The 18,049-nt window shown below is 70.4% G+C and carries 24 protein-coding genes; 8 read left to right on the forward strand and 16 right to left on the reverse strand.

What is annotated here, in order from left to right; genetic code table 11:
• Window positions 1-6: 6 nt before the first annotated feature.
• Entirely contained in the window at window positions 7-1,077 is a 1,071-nt protein-coding gene (locus CNO20_RS16480; RefSeq protein WP_101297221.1) for a lysylphosphatidylglycerol synthase transmembrane domain-containing protein, read from the reverse strand.
• 177 nt (window positions 1,078-1,254) lie between these two features.
• On the opposite strand from CNO20_RS16480, the gene CNO20_RS16485 reads away from it, so the two are divergent.
• Complete coding sequence (locus CNO20_RS16485; RefSeq protein WP_101297222.1) at window positions 1,255-2,544, forward strand: M20 family metallo-hydrolase; 1,290 nt, start codon at window positions 1,255-1,257, stop codon at window positions 2,542-2,544.
• 37 nt (window positions 2,545-2,581) lie between these two features.
• Here CNO20_RS16485 and CNO20_RS16490 read toward each other — a convergent pair whose 3' ends face one another.
• Window positions 2,582-2,863 (reverse strand): DUF5789 family protein, encoded by a 282-nt coding sequence (locus CNO20_RS16490; RefSeq protein ID WP_101297223.1) that lies wholly within the window; start codon window positions 2,861-2,863, stop codon window positions 2,582-2,584.
• 280 nt (window positions 2,864-3,143) lie between these two features.
• Between CNO20_RS16490 and CNO20_RS16495 the strand changes: the two genes are divergently transcribed.
• Complete coding sequence (locus CNO20_RS16495; RefSeq protein ID WP_101297224.1) at window positions 3,144-4,058, forward strand: DNA-3-methyladenine glycosylase family protein; 915 nt, start codon at window positions 3,144-3,146, stop codon at window positions 4,056-4,058.
• A 97-nt stretch (window positions 4,059-4,155) separates the two neighbouring features.
• A complete protein-coding gene (locus CNO20_RS16500) occupies window positions 4,156-4,608 on the forward strand; it encodes a DUF555 domain-containing protein (RefSeq protein ID WP_101297225.1) in 453 nt (150 codons plus the stop codon).
• 51 nt (window positions 4,609-4,659) lie between these two features.
• Here the strand turns inward: CNO20_RS16500 and CNO20_RS16505 are convergent, their stop codons facing one another.
• Complete coding sequence (locus CNO20_RS16505) at window positions 4,660-4,896, reverse strand: UPF0058 family protein (protein WP_101297226.1); 237 nt, start codon at window positions 4,894-4,896, stop codon at window positions 4,660-4,662.
• A gap of 150 nt (window positions 4,897-5,046) precedes the next feature.
• Here CNO20_RS16505 and CNO20_RS16510 point away from each other — a divergent pair, with 150 nt between their 5' ends.
• The gene (locus CNO20_RS16510; RefSeq protein WP_101297227.1) at window positions 5,047-5,454 is read left to right on the forward strand and encodes a translation initiation factor IF-2 subunit beta; all 408 of its coding nucleotides are present in this window, start codon (window positions 5,047-5,049) and stop codon (window positions 5,452-5,454) included.
• 15 nt (window positions 5,455-5,469) lie between these two features.
• Here CNO20_RS16510 and CNO20_RS16515 read toward each other — a convergent pair whose 3' ends face one another.
• From CNO20_RS16515 to CNO20_RS16540, 7 genes are all read right to left on the reverse strand, one after another.
• Window positions 5,470-5,649, reverse strand: coding sequence for a DUF7836 family putative zinc-binding protein (locus tag CNO20_RS16515; RefSeq protein WP_101297228.1), 180 nt, complete (start codon window positions 5,647-5,649; stop codon window positions 5,470-5,472).
• A 77-nt stretch (window positions 5,650-5,726) separates the two neighbouring features.
• Window positions 5,727-6,698: a transcription initiation factor IIB gene (locus CNO20_RS16520; RefSeq protein WP_101297229.1), complete on the reverse strand. Its 972-nt coding sequence runs from the start codon at window positions 6,696-6,698 to the stop codon at window positions 5,727-5,729.
• 232 nt (window positions 6,699-6,930) lie between these two features.
• Window positions 6,931-7,896 carry a magnesium/cobalt transporter CorA gene (gene corA, locus CNO20_RS16525; RefSeq protein ID WP_101297230.1) on the reverse strand — a complete coding sequence of 322 codons (966 nt, stop codon included), beginning with the start codon at window positions 7,894-7,896 and terminating at the stop codon, window positions 6,931-6,933.
• Complete coding sequence (locus tag CNO20_RS23460) at window positions 7,893-8,066, reverse strand: hypothetical protein (RefSeq protein WP_199174895.1); 174 nt, start codon at window positions 8,064-8,066, stop codon at window positions 7,893-7,895. The genes corA and CNO20_RS23460 overlap by 4 nt, the downstream gene beginning before the upstream one ends.
• A 50-nt stretch (window positions 8,067-8,116) precedes the next feature.
• Window positions 8,117-8,755: a DUF6517 family protein gene (locus CNO20_RS16530; RefSeq protein WP_101297231.1), complete on the reverse strand. Its 639-nt coding sequence runs from the start codon at window positions 8,753-8,755 to the stop codon at window positions 8,117-8,119.
• 127 nt (window positions 8,756-8,882) lie between these two features.
• Window positions 8,883-9,806, reverse strand: a complete 924-nt coding sequence (locus CNO20_RS16535; RefSeq protein WP_101297232.1) for an enoyl-CoA hydratase/isomerase family protein — start codon at window positions 9,804-9,806, stop codon at window positions 8,883-8,885.
• Window positions 9,799-10,680 carry a 3-hydroxyacyl-CoA dehydrogenase family protein gene (locus CNO20_RS16540; protein WP_101297233.1) on the reverse strand — a complete coding sequence of 294 codons (882 nt, stop codon included), beginning with the start codon at window positions 10,678-10,680 and terminating at the stop codon, window positions 9,799-9,801. Before CNO20_RS16540 ends, CNO20_RS16535 begins: the two co-directional genes overlap by 8 nt.
• Window positions 10,681-10,798: 118 nt before the next feature.
• Here CNO20_RS16540 and CNO20_RS16545 point away from each other — a divergent pair, with 118 nt between their 5' ends.
• Complete coding sequence (locus tag CNO20_RS16545; protein WP_101297234.1) at window positions 10,799-11,041, forward strand: amphi-Trp domain-containing protein; 243 nt, start codon at window positions 10,799-10,801, stop codon at window positions 11,039-11,041.
• Between the two features lie 67 nt (window positions 11,042-11,108).
• On the opposite strand, the gene CNO20_RS16550 is transcribed toward CNO20_RS16545, so the two are convergent.
• From CNO20_RS16550 to CNO20_RS16560, 3 genes are all read right to left on the reverse strand, one after another.
• Window positions 11,109-12,560 carry a zinc ribbon domain-containing protein gene (locus CNO20_RS16550; RefSeq protein ID WP_101297235.1) on the reverse strand — a complete coding sequence of 484 codons (1,452 nt, stop codon included), beginning with the start codon at window positions 12,558-12,560 and terminating at the stop codon, window positions 11,109-11,111.
• Window positions 12,557-13,756, reverse strand: coding sequence for a thiolase domain-containing protein (locus tag CNO20_RS16555; RefSeq protein ID WP_101297544.1), 1,200 nt, complete (start codon window positions 13,754-13,756; stop codon window positions 12,557-12,559). Before CNO20_RS16555 ends, CNO20_RS16550 begins: the two co-directional genes overlap by 4 nt.
• A 111-nt stretch (window positions 13,757-13,867) precedes the next feature.
• Entirely contained in the window at window positions 13,868-14,269 is a 402-nt protein-coding gene (locus CNO20_RS16560; RefSeq protein WP_101297236.1) for a hypothetical protein, read from the reverse strand.
• 115 nt (window positions 14,270-14,384) lie between these two features.
• Between CNO20_RS16560 and CNO20_RS16565 the strand changes: the two genes are divergently transcribed.
• Window positions 14,385-14,579 (forward strand): cold-shock protein, encoded by a 195-nt coding sequence (locus tag CNO20_RS16565; RefSeq protein WP_101297237.1) that lies wholly within the window; start codon window positions 14,385-14,387, stop codon window positions 14,577-14,579.
• A 53-nt stretch (window positions 14,580-14,632) separates the two neighbouring features.
• On the opposite strand, the gene CNO20_RS16570 is transcribed toward CNO20_RS16565, so the two are convergent.
• A complete protein-coding gene (locus CNO20_RS16570; protein ID WP_101297545.1) occupies window positions 14,633-15,034 on the reverse strand; it encodes a DUF8009 family protein in 402 nt (133 codons plus the stop codon).
• Between the two features lie 88 nt (window positions 15,035-15,122).
• Window positions 15,123-15,239: a rubrerythrin-like domain-containing protein gene (locus CNO20_RS22730; RefSeq protein ID WP_143423280.1), complete on the reverse strand. Its 117-nt coding sequence runs from the start codon at window positions 15,237-15,239 to the stop codon at window positions 15,123-15,125.
• Window positions 15,240-15,336: 97 nt separating this feature from the next.
• On the opposite strand from CNO20_RS22730, the gene CNO20_RS16575 reads away from it, so the two are divergent.
• Window positions 15,337-15,795, forward strand: a complete 459-nt coding sequence (locus CNO20_RS16575; RefSeq protein ID WP_101297238.1) for a MaoC/PaaZ C-terminal domain-containing protein — start codon at window positions 15,337-15,339, stop codon at window positions 15,793-15,795.
• Window positions 15,796-15,972: 177 nt separating this feature from the next.
• On the opposite strand, the gene CNO20_RS16580 is transcribed toward CNO20_RS16575, so the two are convergent.
• On the reverse strand, window positions 15,973-17,061 hold the full coding sequence (locus tag CNO20_RS16580) for a YihY/virulence factor BrkB family protein (RefSeq protein ID WP_101297239.1): 1,089 nt from the start codon (window positions 17,059-17,061) through the stop codon (window positions 15,973-15,975).
• A gap of 155 nt (window positions 17,062-17,216) precedes the next feature.
• On the opposite strand from CNO20_RS16580, the gene CNO20_RS16585 reads away from it, so the two are divergent.
• On the forward strand, window positions 17,217-17,978 hold the full coding sequence (locus CNO20_RS16585; RefSeq protein WP_101297240.1) for an enoyl-CoA hydratase/isomerase family protein: 762 nt from the start codon (window positions 17,217-17,219) through the stop codon (window positions 17,976-17,978).
• The last annotated feature ends 71 nt before the right edge of the window (window positions 17,979-18,049 follow it).

The raw sequence follows: 18,049 nt of genomic DNA on the forward strand, positions 1-18,049 counted from the left end.
CCGCGTTCACTCCGTTCCCGTCGGCCTGACGCCGCCGATCCGCGAGGAGAGGTACAGCGAACAGACGCCGCCGACGAGGACGACGCACCAGTAGGTGGCGACCCGGTACAGGAGCACCGCGGCGGCGACCGCGTCGACGGCCGCGCCGGTCAGGAGCACGATGACGGCCGCCGCACCGACCTCGGTGCCGCCGAGGCCGCCGGGAGTCGGCAGGAGCGTCGCCAGGCCGGCGAGGGGGACGACGAAGAGCGACAGCGCGAGCGCCGGGCGGTGGTCGACCGCGAGGAATCCGAAGTGCAGCGGGAGGGCGAAAAGCGCCCAGCCGCAGAGCGCGAGCCCCGCCGCCTGGGCGACGATCCGCCGGTCCGCGGTCGCGCGTTCGAACGCCTCGAAGAAGCCGTCGAGCCCGCGGTCGACGGCGTCCGGGGCGAGCCGTCGCCGGGCGCGGGGGACGAGTCGGCCGACGCTCACCCGGCCGACGGCCGCGACTCCGTGCGCGGCGTGCCTGAGCGCCGATCGCCGGCGGAGCAGACAGCCGACGAGGGCGGCGGCGACGGCGAGCACCGCCGCGAGGCCGAGCGCGAGGGCCCCGACCCCGGCCGACGCCCCCGCGGTCAGGACGAACCAGACGAAGCCGACGGCGGCGACGACCAGCGACGCGAGGAAGATCACGAGTTCGCTGGCCGTCACGGAGGCGAACGTCCGCCGGTAGTCGAGCCCCAGATCCTCGGAGAGCACGTAGGCCAGAAGCGGCACGCCGCCGGCGTGACCGAACGGCAGCACCTGCTTCGCGAACGTTCCGGCGAGGTAGCCGACGCGGACCCTTCCTGCGGGCACCTCCTCGACCGTCCGGAGGAAAAGAACGGTGACGCCGCTCCAGGCGAACTGCGCCAGTAGACTCGCGAGCAGCGCGACCCCGAGCAACCGCAGGTCCGCCGCCGCGAGTTCCGACGCGACCGCGTCCCAGTCGAAGCCGGCGACGGCGGCGACGGCGACGAGCGCCGCGACGATTCCGAAGCCGAACGCGATCCGTCGGCCCGCGGCTGACCCGGACTCGTTCGCGTAGCCGGCGCTCATACGCGGTCAGAACTCATCAAAACTGATTAACGTTTCGTTAAGTGAAACGTTTTCCCACCGCGTCCGACCGGACGACGCGCCGCGCACCGTCTCCCGCCAGTCGGACGCCCCTGCGATCCGTCACCGATTGGTACCGAATGGCAAGGGTCAAACCCGTTCCGCCCGCAACGGCCGGGTATGCACGTCGACGCCGACCGCCTGCGGGCGGACATCGAGTCGAACGCGGAGTTCGGAGCGATCGAGACGGACGAGGGCCGGGGACGGACGGTCCTTGCGGGAACCGACGCGAACCGCCGGGCGCGCGAGTACTTCGTCGACCGGCTCCGCGACGCCGGCCTCTCCGCGACCGTGGACGCGGTCGGCAACGTCGCCGGCACCTGGACGCCGGCGAGCGCGGACCCGTCCGCCGCGCCGGTCGCGGCCGGGAGCCACCTCGATTCGGTTCCCGAGGGCGGCGTCTTCGACGGCCCGCTCGGCGTCTACGCCGCGCTGGAGAGCGTTCGGGCCGCGCAGGAGGCGGGGCTCGAACCGGAGCGGCCGATCTCGGTCGTGTGTTTCACCGAGGAGGAGGGGCAGCGCTTCTCGAACGGGCTGCTCGGCTCGTCGGTCGCCGCGGGCGACCGGACGGCCGAGGAGGCGCTCGCGCTCGAAGACGACAAGGGAGTCACCCTCGACGCCGCGCTCTCCGACATCGGCTTTCGCGGGGAAGGGGTGCTCGACGCCGCCGAGTGGGACGCCTGGTTCGAACTCCACGTCGAGCAGGACACGCGGCTGGAACGCGCGGGGGCGGCCGAATCCGCCTCGGTCGCCGGGACGGACTGCCCCGTGGGCGTGGTGACGACCATCACGGGCATCACCCACTGCGAGGTGACGATCCGCGGCGAGGCGAACCACGCGGGCGCGACGCCAATGGGCGAGCGGACCGACGCGCTGGCCGCCGCGAGCGAGTTCGTCCTCGACGTGGAGGCCGCCGCGGAGGACGTCGTCCGCGACTCCAGCGAGACGGCCGTCGCCACCGTCGGATCGCTCTCCGTCCGGCCGAACGCGACGAACGTCGTCCCCGGTGCCGTCGAGATGGGCGTCGACGTCCGCGACGTGGCGTACGAGTCGATGCAGACGCTCGTCGAGGCGGCCCGCGCGAGCCTCGGCCTGCTCGAACGCGAGCGCGGCGTCGAAACCGAGTTCTCGCGGCCGTTCGACCTCGAACCGACGCCCATGAGCGAACGACTCCGCCGGGCCGCACACCGCGCCGGGGAGGAGGCGGGCATCGAGACGGTGGACCTCCACTCGGGGGCGGCCCACGACACGATGCACGTCGCGAGCGCGACCGACGCCGCGCTGCTTTTCGCCCCGTCGCGGGACGGAATCTCGCACAACCCTCGCGAGTGGACCGACTGGGGCGACTGCGCGACCGCGACGCGGGTGCTGGCCGGCGCGCTGGCCGACGCGGCGGGGGCGGTCCAGTAGGCGGGAGCTGCTCCGTAGGTTTCGCTCGAAAAAGCCGTCAGAAGGACAGTTCGTCGAAGTCGTGCGGGTTGGCCGCGCGGTCGTCGTAGAACTTCCGGCCGACGTAGGCGTCGGTCACGTGACAGAGGAGCGCCTCGTAGACGCCCTCGGGCGACCGAAACGTCGTCGCGTCGCACCGTTCGAGGACTTCGCCGATGGTCTCGGAGTCGCCGGTGGGCGACTCGATGGTCCGGTCTCCGAGCTCCGCGTCGAGCCGCTCGGCGCTGATCGGAAAGTCGAACGTCCGGTCGACTATCCGGTACGTTTCGCTGAGGCGCATCGCTCCCCGCTTCGCCGACCGGGGGAAAAGCGGCTCTGACCGAACCGTCGAAAGCGGCGGACTGCGGCGGGGTGAAGGCACTTCAACGACCTTGAACGCCGCCGCTGGACCGCTTCCGCGACGATCTTTCACCACCGAGACAGCAGCGGCTCCGCCCGGCCCGGGCCGCGCCGCCGATCCCGACCACGCGGTCGCGCTTCGGAATCCACGCGGGTCCGGCCGAGCCGGCCGTCGATCCGTATCGAAAGCAGGAAAGCCGCCCGGGCCGTCGGTCACGACGATGGAAACCGGCGCGATTCCGCTCTCCGACCTCCACGGGCCGTTCGACCTCCAGGCGACCCTCGAAAGCGGCCAGTCGTACCTCTGGGATCGGGCCGACGGGCGGATGTACGAGCGGACAGACGCCCACGGCGGCGACGCCTGGTACGAGACGGTCGTCCCGCCGATCGAGGGCGTGACGGAGCGCCGCGAGGTCGTCCGCGTCCGCCAGGCGGACGGCGCGCTGGAGTGGGAATCGACGACAGACGCCGTCCCCCTCCTGACGCACCTGCTCCGGCTCGACGACGACCTCGACGCGATCGCCGACGCGGCCCCGGACGACCCGCTGCTCGACCGCGCCTACGAGGCCTACCGCGGGATGCGGCTCGTGCGCGACCCGCCGTTTCCCTGCCTCGTATCGTTCATCTGCTCGGCGCAGATGCGCGTGTCGCGCATCCACGGGATGCAACTCGCGCTCGCGCGGACGTTCGGCGACGCGCTCCCCGTCGACGGCCGCGAGTTCCGCGCCTTCCCGACGCCCGAACAGCTCGCGGCTCGGACCGAAGCCGAACTGCGGGACATCCGCCTCGGCTACCGCGCGCCGTACGTCCGGCGAACGGCGGAGATGGTCGCCGCCGGCGAGGCCGACCCGGCGGCCGCCGCGACGCTCCCCTACGAGGAGGCCCGCGAGTACCTGACGCGGTTCGTCGGCGTCGGCGACAAGGTGGCCGACTGCGTCCTCCTGTTCTCGCTGGGATTCCTCGAAGCCGTCCCGCTCGACACGTGGATCAAAAGCGCCATCGCAGACCACTACCCGGACTGCGACCGGGGCGGATACGACGCGACGTCGCGGGCCATCCGTGACCGGCTCGGCGGCCGCTACGCGGGCTACGCGCAGACGTACCTGTTTCACTACCTCCGGTCCCGCGGGGCGTGATTCCGGGTTTATATCGTCGAGATCGACGGTTTATTTCTTCCCACCCGGGGTATTCAGGCGAAGGTTCATACAGCCTCGTAAACAACTACCGTCCACCATGGATTGCAGAGTCGTCGTGGAGGCGGCGGTTCCCGTGTACGACGTGGAGACGGCGGACGAGGCGGTTCGGATCGCCATCTCGAAGACGGGTGAGATGCTCAATCCGGATCTCAACTACGTCGAGATCAACATGGGGTCTCGCACGTCTCCGTCCGGCGACGAGCTTCCGCCGGCGTTCATCGCCGCGGACGAGGCGCTCGTCGCGCTGGAGCTCGAGATGACCGTGTTCAACGTCGAGCGGGAGGAGCACGCGAGCCGAATCGCGCGCAAGGAGATCGGCCAGCGCCTCGAAAACATTCCGCTCAAAGTCCTCTCCGTCACGGTGATCCCCGACGACGACTCCGACGAGCCGGAGGAGGCGGAAACGGACACCGAAACCGACGGAGAAGGGCCCGGCGGCGAGAACGATCTCCTCCCCGAGTTCGAGGAGATGGTCGAAGAAGAGGGGTGAGAGCCGCCGCTGGGGGCGGTGTGAGTTCGGGAGGAGACTAGTATAGTTCGCTCAGTCGGCCTTCGGAGCGAGCGCTTCCGATTCGACGGCTTCCATCGAGGAGGTGATTCCGCGAGCGAGTTCGAAAACAGCAGCCTTGTGGTCGGTCTTGGACTTGTGAATGGATGTCGGTCGGACGCCGAGTTCCTCGTACTCGGTCAGGTCGAGTTCGCGCCCGTCCCACATTTCACACTGTTTCTGTACCTCTGCAAGCAGGCCGTGAAGGTGAATGAGCTCCTGCTTCTTCATGAGCAACACATGCTTACAACTGGAGGGTTATATTATTATCTTGAGTCCCGTTAACACACTTCTGGCCGCATGAACCTTCGCACGGTTGATTTCGCCGAAATCGGCCGACGGGTATGAACGTTTTAGTTCGCCGTTACCGTTGCGTTAGACATGGATTACGAGGACCAGCTCGACCGCGGACTGTCCGAGACGCCGGAGATCGAAGAGATCGCCGACCGGTTCGACGTTCCGGACCCGTCCGTCCGAACCGAGGGGAACGCCACCGTCTACGAGAACTTCCAGGACACCGTCGACAGCGTGGGCCGCGACGAGGCGCACGTGCTGAAGTTCCTCCAGTCCGAACTCGGCACGAGCGCGCAGATCGACGAGCGCGGGCGGGCGCGGCTCACCGGCGACTTCAAGCCCGCCCGCATCGCGGCCGCCATCGACGCCTACGTCGACGGCTTCGTGCGCTGCTCGGAGTGCGGACTGCCGGACACGCGCCTCGTCAAAGAACGGGGGACGACCGTGCTCAAGTGCGACGCCTGCGGGGCGCTGTCGTCGGTTCCGGACCTCTGATCCGGAGGGTTCCGGTCACTCGAACTGCCGGACGATTTCGAGATCGCGTTCGGTCCGCATGAACTCGGTCAGCCGACGCGTCGCGTGACAGCTCGGACAGCTGAAGTTCCGGCGAGTCGCCGGGAGGTCGGACGGATTCGCTTCCCACTCTTTCCCGCACTCGGGGCACAACAGACGGACGAACGCCTCGACCATGGTCCCGACTGTCGCCCCCTATCTCAATAAAAGTTGTTGCGAAATTCGCCGCCCTCGCGGGCGGGAGCCGTTCGACTTCACGCGAACAGGCCGAGTTCCTCGGCCTCGAGGAGCTCCTTGTACCGGTTGCGGATGGTGACCTCGCTGATGTTGGCGACGTCGGAGACCTCGCTCTGGGTCACCTTCTCGTTGGTGAGCAGCGACGCCGCGTACACCGCGGCCGCCGCCAGTCCCACCGGGCTCTTCCCGCTGTGGATTCCCGCCTCCTTCGCCGTCTTCAGCAGCTGCCGCGCCCGCCGCTCGGTCTCGTCCGAGAGGTCGAGGTCCGAGGCGAACCGCGGGACGTACTGCTCGGGGTCCGCCGGCTGGATCTCGAGCTTCAGCTCGCGGACGACGTAGCGGTACGTCCGGGTGAGCTCCATCTTGTCCACCCGCGAGACGCTGGCAATCTCGTCGAGGCTGCGGGGAGTGCCGGCCTGCCGGGCCGCCGCGTACAGCGACGCGGTGGCGACGCCCTCGATCGACCGACCCGGGAGGAGGTCCTCGCTCAGCGCGCGGCGGTAGATCACCGAGGCGGTCTCGCGGACGGTCTCCGGCAGACCGAGCGCGGAGGCCATGCGGTCGATCTCGCCGAGCGCCTGCTTCAGGTTGCGCTCCTTGGAGTCGCGCGTGCGGAACCGCTCGTTCCACGTGCGCAGCCGCTGCATCTGCTGGCGCTGGCGGGAGCTGAGCGCCTTGCCGTAGGCGTCCTTGTCCTGCCAGCCGATGTTGGTCGACAGGCCCTTGTCGTGCATCATCTTGGTCGTGGGCGCGCCGACCCGGGACTTGGCGTCCCGCTCTTCGCCGTCGAACGCGCGCCACTCGGGGCCGCGGTCGACCGAATCCTCCTCGACGACGAGTCCGCAGTCCTGGCAGACGGTCTCGCCGTGCTCCTCGTCGGTGACGAGCCGTCCGCCGCACTCGGGGCACGTCCGGACGGACTCGCGGGCTTCTCGCTCGCGCTCCTGCTCGCTACCGCTGGTGTACGTGCGGATTGTAGTATCGCTCATGGTGTGTGTGTGGCGGACGGGGACCTCACCGGGCGAGAGAAACGAGAGAAAATCCGGCGGGGCGCGTCCTTACACGTAGTAAAGGGCCGAAAAGTATATAAATGTTTCGCAGGCGTATGGTGCGGAAACCGACCGACAGCGACCCGATCGCCGCCTCGAACGCCTCACCTCCGTCGAACGTTCTCAGAACTGTCACGGTTCTTAACGCTTTCGTCCGGCTCGTCGGAACCGCTCACAGCCAGCCTTCGCGCCGGAAGTACGAGAGCATGATGAGCGCCACGGTCGCCATTCCCAGCATCACCGCCGGGTAGCCGAACTCCCACCCCAGTTCGGGCATGTTGTAGGAGCTCCCGCCGAAGTTCATCCCGTACACCCCGACGACGAACGTCAGTGGAAGGATCACCGTCGCCACGACGGTCAGCCGCTTCATCACCTCGTTCGTCGACTGCGACAGCGTGTTGAGGTAGATGTCGCGCGCGCCGCGAGCGAGGTCACGGTACGTCTCGGTGAGGTCGACGAGCTGGACGAGGTGGTCGTACACGTCGCGGTAGTACTTCTCGGTCGGTTCGCGGATCTCGTCGGGGTCGCCGCGGGCGAGCACGGCGACCGCCTCGCGCGTCGGCCACAGGAGCTTGCGGACCGAGAGGAGGTCGCGGCGGACGGCGTTCAGCCCCTCCAGCACCGAGGGATCGGGGCTGCCGAGGACGCCGTCTTCGATCCCCTCTATGGTCTCTTCGATCTCGTCGAGGAGGTCGAAGTAGTCGTCGACGATCCGATCGAGCACGCGGTAGGCGGTGAAGTCGGGGCCGTACCGGAGGAGGCGGTCGTCGCTCTCGGCCGCCCGCCAGACGCGATCGACGGCCGGCGTCTCGCCCGTCGAGAGGGTCACGAGCCAGTCCGAACCGACGAACAGGCCGACGGACTCCGTCCGGATCTCGTCCCGGAACGCCGTGTCGCCGCCGCGGAGCGTCGCGGTCTTCACGAGCACGAAGAGGTGGGTCGGGTAGTCCTCGGTCTTCGGCCTGACGCCGTTCTGGACGTCTTCGACCGACAGCGGGTGGATGCCGAACGCGTCCGCCACGTCGCCGAGGTCGCCGCCCGTCGCCCGAACCCACGTCGTCCCTCTCGCGGCCCGCGCCCGCTCGAGATCCGAGTAGGTCGTGATCCCGTCCGCGTCGTACACGACGGCGGAGATCACGGCCCGTCGACACCCCCGATCTCGCCGTACCCGACCGCGATCAGCGTGATTCCGACCATCGCTCCCGTGACCGAGAACGCCCGTCCGGGATACGCCGCGACGACGCCGACGGCGTAGCCGGCGAGGCTCGCCGCCGTCAGCCCGACACCCGCCGCGAGCGTGCGCGCCATACCTCCGGGCTTGCGTCCGGGCGGCAAAAGCGTTGCCCGCGGTCCCGAGGTCAGGCGGGGTGTTCGATCGCCTCGGCCATGGCGACGACGTTCGCCTCCTCGTCGAACCGCCGGGGGTAGACGGCCATCGGGACGACGAAGTCGCCGTCGCGGGCCTTGGCGACGTGGACGTACACGTCGATCTGCCGCCCCTTGAACGTCGCCTTCGCCTCGTACTTCGTCATGGTCATCTCGTCGCCCAGGACGGTGATCGACCGCGAGCCGACCTCCCTCGGATCGCTGATGCCCTCGTAGTTGCTCGCGAGCAGGTTCACCAGCCGGTCGTTGTCGTAGTCGTCGATGGGGTTGAACGTCTGCCCCAGCACCTCGACCGGCGGGCTGGCGATGACGGCGAACACGCCGAGCTTCGCCCCGCCGAGTATCGGCAGGCTCAGCCGCTTCTCGTAGGTGGCGATCTCGTTCGTCACCTCGACCCTCCGCGACTGCCCGGCGGCCGAAAACTCCCGCTCGATCGTCTGGGACTTCGCGTCCGTCAGCTCGTACCCGGCGTCCGACGCGACGGACTGCGCCGTCTTCGCCGGTTCGGCCGCGAACGTGAGCGGTTCCCTCCCGGTCACGAAGCCGAGACAGCCGCCTCCCAGTGCCAGCGCGGCGAGCGCGCCCGCCGCCACACGTCTGCGCGTGTACATCTCTCTGGCATTTTAACTCGTCCGGCATAAGCTATGTGGCTGAAAGTCCGGTTATCCGTATTTTCTGGTTCCGGCTGCAATTGTCGCAGAATAAACGTTTCTCTCCGTCCGCCGCGAGCGACGGTCGTCAGCGACCCCGCCACTCGGGATCTCGATCCTCCAGGAAGGCGTCGATGCCCTCGTTCTTGTCCGCCGTCGCGAACAGCCCGACGAACAGCTCGCGCTCGTAGTCGAGTCCGGCGTCCAGATCCAGCCGGGAGGCCGCTTTCACCGCCTCCTTCGCCCGCCGGAGCGCGACCGGGCTCTTCGACGCCATCCTCCCGGCGAGCTCGTTCACCCGCGCGTCCAGCTCCCCGGCCGGCAGCGCCTCCTCGACGAGGCCGATTTCGGCCGCCTCGGCCGCGTCGATCAGCTCGCCGGAGAGCACGAGCCGCATCGCCTGCCCGGGGCCGACGAGCCGCGTCAGGCGCTGGGTTCCGCCGCCGCCGGGGATCAGTCCGAGGTTGATCTCCGGCTGTCCGAGCTTCGCGTCCTCGCGGGCGATCCGCACGTCGCACGCCTGCGCGAGTTCGCAGCCGCCGCCGAGCGCGTGGCCGTTGATCCGCGCGACGACCGGCTTCGGGCAGTCGGCGATCGCCTCGTACACGCGCGGGCGCTCGCTCGCCTCGCGCTGCTCGACGACGCCGCGCTCCCTGAGCTCGGTTACGTCCGCCCCCGCGACGAACGCCCGCGCCTCGTCCGATCCCGTGAGGACGACGACCCGGACGCCGTCGTCGTCGGCGACGGCCGCGAAGGCGGCTTTCAGCTCCCGCCGGACCGCCGCGTTCATGGCGTTTCGCGCGTCCGGACGGTCGATGGTGACGGTCGCCACCCCCTCGCCGCGCCCGCCGACCTCCGCGCGGACGTGCTCGCAGTCGGCGACGGCGGCGACGACGCTCGCTCCCCCCGCTCCGCCGTCTCCCGTTGCTCCATCCGCTCCCCCCGCCCCGCCGTCTCCGCCCGCTCCGTCTTCTCCCCCCGCTTCGTCCGCTCCGTTCTCCCCGTCAGTCATGGTCCTCCCCGCTCACGCCGACGATCTCGCCGTCCTCCCACACGTAGAACCCCTCGCCGGTCTTCTTGCCCAGCTTCCCGGCGCGCACCTTGTTCCGGAGGATCGTCGGCGGGCGGAACCGCTCGCCGAGCTCCTCACGGAGGTGTTCGAGGATGCCGAGCCGCACGTCCAGCCCGACCACGTCGCCGAGCTCGATCGGGCCCATCGGGTGGTTGTAGCCCAGCTCCATCGCCGCGTCGATGTCGCGCGGGTCGGCGACGCCCTCTTCGACCATCCGCATGGCCTCGACGCCGACCGCGACGCCCAGTCGGGAGGTGGCGAACCCCGGCGCGTCCCTCACGACGACGGCCGTCTTGCCGATCCCGCCGACGAACTCCTCGGCGAACGCCCGCGTCTCGGCCGACGTCTGCTCGGCGAGGACGACCTCGACCAGCGCCATGATGTGGACGGGGTTGAAAAAGTGCAGACCGACCGCCCGCGACGGGTCCGAGAGCGCGCTGGCGATCCCCGTCACGGAGATCGATGAGGTGTTCGTCGCGACGACCGCGTCGTCGGGCACGTGCTCCTCCGCCTCGCCGAGCACCGTCCGCTTCAGCTCCTCGTCCTCCGGGACGGCCTCGATCAGGAGGTCGGCGTCCCCGGCGGCCGCGGCGAGGTCCGTCGTGCCCTCGATCCGGTCGATCGCCCCCTGTGCTTCCTCGGCGGTGAACTTCCCCCGCTCGACCCCGCCTTCGAGGTTCGACTCGATCTGGGTCAACCCCTCCTCGACGATCTCCTCGTCGACGTCGCGGAGCGCGACGTCGTGGCCGGCCATCGCGCTCACCTGGGCGATGCCGTGACCCATCGTCCCCGCGCCAAGTACACAGACGTTCATGAGGGACGCCGCGACCGGGAGCCGATTAAATCATTCCCTCTCGGAAGGAACCGCGCGTGAACCACCTCCGGACGGCCCCCAGCGTTACGGGTCGTCGGTTCGAACGTGCGGACCGTCCATGGCAGACAAAACGCTCTCCGAGGAGAAGGTCACGGGGGAGGAGGCGGCCGACCGGCTCGAACGGCTGGCGGCGGCGCTTCGGGACGGCGACGGCGACTTCGACGTGCGGGTCGGCAACAAGACCGTCACGCTGAACCCGCCGGCGGAGGTGGGGATGGAGGTCGGCGTCCGCGAGCGCTCGTCGCTCCTCCGCGGCAGCCGCGAGTCCGTCACCGTCACGCTCGACTGGAAGCCGGAGTAAGCCACCCGCGACGTCGGTCGCGGGTTTCCGCCTCGAATCCGTGCGATCGTCCGGCGAGTGCGGTCCGTCAGCGGACGGGCCGAACCTTGCTCCCGTACCGCGTCACGCCCTCCTGCGTGTAGACCCGCCTGACCACCGCCTCGACCGGGTCGCCCGCGCGGACGTCGCCCGGCTCGGCGTCCGTCACCTGCATCGGGACGCTCGCCGTCTCGCCTCCGAGTTCGAACGAGACGACGGCGACGGCGAACTCGCCGCCCCGCGCGCCCTGCTGTGCGAACTCCGGCGGCGCGCCGCCGGGCGAGACGGTCGTGGCGGTCTCGACGGTCCCCCCCCGCGGGAGTTCGACGCGCTCGAACGCCGAGAGCGCGTGGCAGTTCGGACACGCTCCCTCCGGCGGGAAGGCGAGCGCCCCGCACTCGGGGCAGCGGCCCGCGACGAGCCGGTAGCGCGCCTCGCGGGTCCGCCGCCACGACGGCACGGAGACGGCCGCCCCGCCCCCGGCCGGCGGGCCGCCGCCGATCTCGCCGCGCAGGCGCAGGTACTCGGCGTAGCTCACGTCCTCGCGGCCGTCGAGCGCGAGGTCGACCGCCGGTGGATCGCCCCCGAACAGGAGCGCGTCGGCGCCCGAACCGCTCCCGTAGCCGACGACGAGCGTCCGCTCGCGGCCCCCCGCGAGCGCCCGGACGAACGAGAGCAGCGGGCTCGCCGCGCCGGTGTCGCCGAGGTCGTGGACCGTGGCGACGTCCCGAACCGCCCCGGCGTCGACGCCGAGCGCCTTCGCGGCGCGGTAGGGGAGCGTCCCGTCGGGCGCTTGCAGCGCCAGCGCGCCCGCCGCCGGGTCCTCCAGCCCGCCGACCGCTCCGGCGACGGTTTCCGCGAACGCGCGCCGGTCGTAGGCGGTGACGCCGAGCCCCTCGACGTCCTCGCTCCCCGCCTCGCGGAAGCGAGTCCCCGGGTAGTCGACGCCGTACTCGGCCCGTTCGCGGAGCTTCGTCGGCCCGTCGTCGGTCAGGACGAGCGCCGCCGCGCCCGCGCCGGCCGCGTGGCCCTCGGGGCTGTCGGGGGCTCCGCGGGGACAGTCGGCGGCGACCACGACCGCCGGGAACCCGCCGGCGTCGACCGCTGCGGAGAGCGCCTGCGTGCCGGCGCGGGTGCTCCCGGCGAGGAACCGGCGGGTCGCCGTCGCGGGCGCGCCGAGGAACTCGCCGAGCCGCGGCGTCGGATCCTCCTCCGCGAGCGGCGGGGTGCTCGTCCCGAACGCGAGCGTTCTGATCTCGCCCGCGTTGACTCCGGCGGCGGAGAGCGCCCGCCGAGCCGCCTCCGCCGCCATCGTCAGGCCGTCCTCGTCCGCGCCCCCGACGGCCTTCGAGCGGATCCCCGACGCCTCGAACCGCCCCCACGCCTCGCGGATCGCCTCCGCGTCGATCCTGTACCGGGGCGCGTACGCGGCGGCGGCGGCGACGCCGGCCCGCGGCGTTCTCGCCGCGCCCGAACCGCCGTCCGCTCCCGGGGCGCTCACGCGCCCACCCCCCGGCCGTCAGCGCCGGCCGGATCCGCGCCCTCTGCCTCGAAGACGTGAACGACGGCCGCGCCGCCGCTGCCGCCGACGTTGTGGGTCAGGCCGCGCCGCGGGTCGGAAAGCTGCCGGTCGCCCGCGCCGCCGGTGAGCTGTTTGAACGCCTCGACGGCCTGTCCGGCCCCCGTCGCGCCGATCGGGTGGCCCTTCGACTTCAGCCCGCCGGAGGTGTTGACCGGAAGACGCCCGTCGGGGTCGGTCGCGCCCGAGTCGATCAGGGCCGCGGCCTCGCCCCGCCCGCAGAACCCGAGATCCTCGTACGCGAGCAGCTCCGCGATGGCGAAGCAGTCGTGCACCTCCGCGAAGTCGAGGTCGTCCGGCCCGACGCCGGCAATCTCGTAGGCCGCGGCGGCCGCCCGCTTCGAGGCGGGGATCGACGTGTAGGTGTCGCGCTGGAACAGCCCGACCCGATCGCTCGCCGCGCCGACACCGGCGATCCGGACGCGGTCGTCGAACGACGCGGCGACCTCCTCGCTCGCGACGAAGACCGCCGCCGCGCCATCGGTCGTGGGACAACAGTGATACAGCGTGAGCGGGTCCGCGACGACCGGCGCGGACTCGGCGTCCTCCAGCGAGCAGGTGAACCGGAGGTGCGCGCGGGGGTTCTTCGCCCCGTTCGCGTGATTCTTGACGGCGACTCGCGAGAGGGACTCGCGCTCGACGCCGTACTCACGCATGTAGGCGTCGGCCATCTGGGCGTACACCCCGGAAAAGGTCGTTCCGGCCATGCGCTCCCACTCGGTCTCGCCGCTGACGCCGAGCCAGTACCTCGTCGCCTCGCTCGACGCGTCGGTCATCACCTCGAACCCCCCGGCGAGGGTGAGGTCTACCATCCCGCTCTTCACCGCCATCACCGCCGACCGGAGGGCGTACCCGCTCGCGGCGCAGGCGTTCTCGACCCGCGTGCACGGAACCCCGTGGAGGCCGACGTGCTCCGTGACCGCCGGTCCGGGGAGTCCGAGCTGCCGCCCGCCGACGCCGAGCGTCCCGACGTACGCCTCGTCAACGTCGCCCGGGTCGACGCCGCCGGCGCTCCCCTCCGCGGCCTCGTACGCCGCCCGGAACAGCGACCGGTAGCTCTCCTCGGGGAACGCGCCGAAATCCGACTGGCCCGCGCCCACGAGATACGCGTCACTCATGATCGAACGATACGGGTCGATCGTGATATACCCCGCGGTGGCGGAACGCCCGTCCGCGCCGTAGAGGGGCTGCTCGGTCCCGGCAGCGCGCACGCCGACCGCCGGTCGGATTCAGGCCACCGATTCCGACGTTCGATCCGAGCCGTCCCCCCGTTCCGCGGCGTCCCGCCGCTCATTCTCGGCGCGGATGCGCCGGCCGCTGTAGAGGTAGTACGCCGGCGCGGCGAACGGGAGTCCGAACGCCGCGCCGAACCAGAGGTGCCGCGTGTACCCCCACTCCAGGCCCTGCCGCCGGAGCGCCTTGATGTCCGCGCGGACGAGCCCCGCGAAGAAGAGGTGGGTGACGAGGAGGACGGCGAGCGCCGCGTCGATGCCGAACGGAAGCACGACGAGCAGGATGACGCCGCCGAGCGCCCAGACGACCGGCAGAATCGGTCGGTACGGTCCCCTCACGCGCGGCCGTCGCCTCGACCGCTCGACCTGCGTTCCGCGCCGATAGCCGTCCGCGCTCATGTTCGGAGTACGCCCGCGCCCGTTCAAAAAGCGTTCGTCCGACGTTCGGTCCCGGAATAACAAACCCACATCTATATACGTCTCAGGACCGGAGTCGGTATCGGAGTTATTGCGAATGGCAAAAGGTACTGTCGCTTTCTTCAACGACACTGGCGGTTACGGATTCATCGAAACTGAGGACGCGGACGAGGACGTGTTCTTCCACATGGAAGACGTCGGCGGCCCGGACCTCGAAGAGGGTCAGGAGGTCGAGTTCGACATCGAACAGGCCGACAAGGGCCCGCGCGCGAAGAACCTCCAGCGGCTGTAACGGCGTACGGAAACGGTTTTCAGTATTTCACCCCCGGACAGCGGCGGCTCCGCTCACCCGAGCCGCTTGACCTCGATCTCGTGCGGCCCCCCGGGCGCGTCGACGACGATCGACCCGACGACGTGCGACCGCACCGCCGCGCGCCACCGCTCGACAGCCTCGACGTGGCGCGCGCGGTGCTCCTCGGTCGAGTACCCCTCCTCGGCTTCGAGCCGATCCTCGGTCTCGTCCACCTCCGGGTACCGCGGCGCGTCGTCGTCGACGAGCCGTCGCGGGTCGAGGTGGATCGGATCGACGTCGCCGTCGTAGCCGCCCTCGCCGCCGGCGACGTGGAGTCGCGCGCGCATCCGGCCGTAGAAGGGCGGCGTGATCCGGAGGACGACCGGCCGGCCGCTCCGCTCGACCGCTTCGAGCGCGGTCACCACGTCGTCGACCGTCACGGCGATGGACCTGATCGCACTCGGGTCGGAACCCTCCCCGTCGGGCCTCCCTCGTCGCTCCGACGGCCCGGACCGACGCGTCGGTTCCGTCACGGTTCGGTACTCACCAGCCGACCGCCGATCGCAAGACGCCGCCGCATTCGGGGCAGGCGGCGCGGTACTCACCGGAACTCACCCGCCGATCGCACTCTCGACAGACGTAGAGAACCCGTTCAGCCATCGGCGACTGTTCGGCCGGGGCAGTGTTAAATGTTACCGCGTATCTCTCGGAGCGGATAGTACACAAATATTTATCACCGTTGTCTGAAGGAGAGCACATGGCGTACAGCTACGAGCCGCACTACTTCGAGGATTTCGAGGTCGGACAGGAGTTTCAGAGCGTCGGGCGGACGGTGACGGAGGCGGACTTCGTCATGCACTCCGCCTTCTCGGGCGACTGGACCGAACTACACACCAACCGGCACTACGCCGAGGACGAGTACTTCGGCGAGCGGGTCGCCCACGGGCCGATGACGTTCGTCCTGGCGACCGGCTTCGTCTACCGCTGCGGGTTCCTCGAACGGACGGTTCTGGCCTTCCTCGGCATGAACTACATGGACATCCCCGCGCCCGTGCGGACGGGCGACACCATCTCGCTCCGGATGGAGGTCACGGAGACGAAGCCGTTCTCCAGCCGCGACGACGCCGGGCTCGTCGTCATCGACACGGAGATGACGCGGCAGGACGGCGAGGTCGTGTTCGCGGGCGACATGAAGTTCATGATAAAGCGGAAGTAGCGCAGCCGCCGAGCGAGCTTCTTCGAGGACACCCGCCCCGAACGTTTCGGGTGAGATCAGTCGGCGTACGGGGTTGTCACTCGCCGTGGCTCTGACCGCGCTCTCAGAAGAAGGCGTCGGGGACGCGCCGGTCGGCGACTTCCAGGAAATCGAGTTCGCGCGGGTGATTCGCGCCGGTCAGCTCTCGTCGCGCTCACCTCCCGCTCTCTTCGCGTCCCGCTCGACGGGCCACTTGAGCCGCACCTCCTGCACGCGCCTGCCGTCCTCCGTGTACGACCGCTCCGTCACGTCGAGCCGACCGGTCTCGGGCATCGGCGCTCGTCCGTCCGTCCCGCCGGCCGTCATCGGTCGAATCCCCTCGTACCGCCCGGTGAGGTCCTGCCTGAGCCGCCGGAGGTAGACCGCGCCCTCGTCGCGGTCCATGCGCGCTTCGCGGAGCGCCTCGCCGTCCGCCGCCCCGTCGGCCCCGCCCGTCGCGGCGGTGGCGTGCCCCTGGAGGACGGCGTTCACGACGGCCCCGACGAGGAGCACCAGCCCGCTCAGGTAGAGCCAGGTGAGGAGGACGACGATGCCGCCGAGGATGTCGGACGGGTTCGTCCTGCCGGTGTATTCGAGGTAGGCCTGGAACAGCCCCTGCAGGACCGCCCAGCCGACCGCGGCCAAGACGACGCCGGGGACGACCTCGCGGGGGGAGAGATCGACGTCGGGGAACACGTAGTACAGCGGGAAGAACGCGACGCTGAGCCCGAACACGAGGAGGAGCGGGTTGAGCCAGTCGAGAAACGGCAGCGACTGAAACGCCGCGAACGCCGCGCTGGCGACGACGATGGCCGCGATGGCGACGGTGAGCGCGACCAGGACGACGAGCCCGTCCCGGAGCTGGTCGGTCAACGCGTTGTCGGCGTCCGACTCGTAGATCTCCGAGAAGGCCGTGTCGAGGCCGCGGAAGATCTTCAGCGTCCCCCAGACGAGCACGACGAGGCCGATGACCGAAACGCCGGTCTGTCCGCGGTTGCCCCGCAGCGCGCTGTCGACGAAACCGCCCACCGCGGGGGTAAGGTACTGCTTCGCGAGCGCGGCGACCTGGGATTCCATCTGTCCGCTGCCGAGCAGCGACACGACCAGCACCAGGAGCACGATCAGCGGCGCGAGCGAAACGAACGCGTTGTAGGCGATGCTCCCGGCCATGAACGTCACGTTCTTGGCCCTGAACTCCGCCAGCACGTTCTTCCCGACCCCCGCCGCGCGCGAGACGGAACCGAGCATACCCCGACGTGCGGCCGCCACGGACAAAACCGGGACGGCCGACGCGACGGCGGTGGCGCGCTCCGCACCCGGTCGCCGTCGCCGGGGGTCCGGGAACGATCGATCCGCGGGCGGGTGGGCCGGAACTTTAATTCGACTCGCGTCGAGGTCGGACCATGCGAATCACCGACGACGACGGCGTTCGGACGATCACCTTCGACCGACCGGACGCGATGAACGCGATGACCGCCGACATCGCGGCCGAACTGGCGGACGAGATCGAGGCGCTCGACCCGGCCGAGCGCGACGCGTGCGTGCTGACCGGCGAGGGGCGCGCGTTCTCGGCCGGCGGCGACGTGCAGGCGATGGCCGAGCGGGACCGATCGAGCCGCGAGGACTACGAGATGATGCGCTCGACGTTCGGCCGGGCCGCCGAGGCGGCGATCGGGTCGGCGGTGCCGATCGTCGCCAAGGTGAACGGCGACGCGGTGGGCGCCGGGCTGGCGCTGACGGCGGTGTCGGACTTCGCCTACGCGGCCGAGTCCGCCCGGTTCGGCGCGGCGTTCGTCAGGGTCGGCCTCGTCCCCGACACGGGCGGGACGTTCCTGCTCCCGCAGCTCGTCGGCATGCGCGCCGCGAAGGATCTCGCCATCACCGGGCGGCTGGTCGGCGCGGAGGAGGCCGCCGAGCTCGGGCTGGTGAACCGCGTCGCGCCGGACGAGGACCTCGACGACGCCGTCGGGGAGCTGCTGGAGACGCTCCGAAACCGCCCGACGCGCACGATCGGGCTCATCAAGGAGGCGCTGCACGGGAACGCGGGTCGCGGCTTCCGGGACGCGCTCGACTACGAGTGCATGCTCCAGGCGCAGGCGTACGACACCCCCGAGCACGAGGAGGGCGTCTCCGCGTTCCTCGAAAAGCGGAAGCCGGAGTTCTAGCGGCCGAACGCGGAGTCCGAACGCGCCGCCCGCGCCCGGCGGTTTACGGATCGACGACCGCCGGCCGCTCA

This window comes from Halegenticoccus soli, assembly GCF_002844195.1.
GTDB lineage: Archaea > Halobacteriota > Halobacteria > Halobacteriales > Haloferacaceae > Halegenticoccus > Halegenticoccus soli.